At 71.9% G+C, this 1,773-nt stretch carries 3 protein-coding genes; 2 read left to right on the top strand and 1 reads right to left on the bottom strand.

The features are described 5' to 3' along the window. Positions 1–249: DUF4442 domain-containing protein (locus NQ160_RS23320; protein WP_257517389.1), on the bottom strand; the 249-nt coding region annotated here is incomplete at its 3' end. A gap of 91 nt (positions 250–340) precedes the next feature. Between NQ160_RS23320 and NQ160_RS23315 the strand changes: the two genes are divergently transcribed. Together NQ160_RS23315 and NQ160_RS23310 are read left to right on the top strand one after the other, a co-directional pair. After that, on the top strand, positions 341–736 hold the full coding sequence (locus NQ160_RS23315) for a GntR family transcriptional regulator (protein ID WP_257517388.1): 396 nt from the start codon (positions 341–343) through the stop codon (positions 734–736). Continuing rightward, positions 733–1,764: a DUF1648 domain-containing protein gene (locus tag NQ160_RS23310; RefSeq protein WP_257517387.1), complete on the top strand. Its 1,032-nt coding sequence runs from the start codon at positions 733–735 to the stop codon at positions 1,762–1,764. The genes NQ160_RS23315 and NQ160_RS23310 overlap by 4 nt, the downstream gene beginning before the upstream one ends. Positions 1,765–1,773 lie beyond the last annotated feature (9 nt).

Below are 1,773 nucleotides of genomic sequence, written 5' to 3'. Positions count from 1 at the left end.
GCGGGTGTCCCAGACGACGTAGTCGCGGCCGAGCTGGTGCATCACGAGCATGAAGAAGTACGGATCGGTCATCGCCGACATCGACCCGCCGAACGCGGTCTTCACGTAGTTGCGGGTGACCACGTTCACGTGCAGCTCGACCGTGGCTTCGGTCCAATCCGGCGAGAAGCGCCGCACGCGGATGCCGCTGAAGAGGTTCGGGGCCCACAGGCTCATGCCGACGGCCATGCGGCGGGGAGTGATTCGCATGACCGGCATTGTGGCGGACGTGTAGCGGCGCTGCACATGTGCTGGCGGAAACCGACAATCGCGCTTGTTCTAGGTGTAATAGAATAATGGCATGCTGATCAGGATGGACCCCCGCGCCGACGCGCCCCTGTTCGCGCAGATCGCGGCGTCGGTGCGTGCCGAGATCGCCGCCGGGCGGCTGCGGGCCGGAGAGAGGCTGCCGTCGGCGAAGCAGATCGCGCCGTCGCTCGGGGTGAACCTGCACACCGTGCTGCACGCCTACCAGGAGCTGCGCGACGAAGGCCTGATCGAGCTTCGCCGGGGGCGCGGGGCGGTTGTGACCGATGCCGCCATGCGCGTGGGGGAGTTGCGCGCGGAACTCGCCGACCTGGTGGCACGTGCCGCCGCCGCCGGCATCGGACCCGAGACCCTCGCCGCGCTGATCGCCGATCTCGCCCCTGCTCCCTCTGCGACCGCCCCCGAGCCTCAGGAAAGGCCGACACCGTGACCCGACGCCCCGCCGACCCCACCCGCCGCTTCATCATCGTGGCGCTCGTCTCGCCGATCACCATCGCGCTCGCCGCAGCGATCGTGCAACTGGCGATGCTGCCGAACCTGGCCGCCACCGTCGCGATCCACTGGGACTTCAGCGGCACGCCCGACGGCTTCGGGCCGGCGTGGTCGTTCCCCGTGCTGACTGCTTGCCTCGGCATCGGCCTGTCGGCGCTGCTGGCGGGTACCGCCCTGGCTTCGGATCGTGCCGCCGCCCGACGAGACGCACGACCGGCGACACCGACCGCGAACAGCCGCTTCGTCGGCGCGCTGGTACTCGGGACCGTGGCGTTCCTCAGCGTGCTCGCCACGGCGCTCGCGGCGGTGCAGGTGGGCGCACCGGATGAGCAGACGGTGGGAGTGGGTCTCCCGATGCTCGGCGCACTCGCAGCCGGTGTCGCCGCCGGGCTGGCCGGCTGGTGGGTGCAGCCGCGCGCGGCCGCGGCGCCGGCTGCGGGGGAGGCAGCCCACGCGCTCGATCTCGGAGCAGAGGAGAGCGCCGTGTGGGTGCGCACCGCGACGGTGTCCGGGCTGCCTCTGGCGCTGCTGGGCGGCGCTGCGCTCTTCACCGTCGGGCTCGGCGTGGTGCTGCTCGTGACCGCTGACGACGCGGCGGGGTGGATCACGCTGGCGTCCGGCGTCATCGTGACGCTGCTCGTGGCCACGGGCACGGCCTATCGCGTGGTCGTCGACAACCGTGGCCTGACAGTGCGGGCGTTCGCCGGGGTGCCGCGCTGGCGCCTGGAACCGAGCGGCATCCGTGCCGTCGAGGTGGTGTTCGTGAACCCGACCGGGGACTTCGGTGGCTGGGGGTGGCGCTGGACGCCGGGCCGGTTCGCAGTGGTGACGCGCGCGGGTGAGGCGATCCAGGTGACGAGAGCCGACGGCAGGCAGTTCGTCGTCACGGTCGACGACGCCGAGACGGGCGCCGCGGTGCTGCAGGCGGTGGTCGAGCGGGCGCGGCAGGAAGGCCCTCGGACGTGACCCGCGCCC

The organism is Microbacterium sp. zg.Y909, from assembly GCF_024626565.1.
Note: the sequence above shows the minus strand (reverse complement) of the source record. Positions and strands in the feature narration are given on the sequence as shown.

Bases quoted from the DNA above. Each gene is read 5' to 3' on its own strand.
- NQ160_RS23315 (WP_257517388.1), top strand. From the start codon at position 341: ATGCTGATCAGGATGGACCCCCGCGCCGACGCGCCCCTGTTCGCGCAG.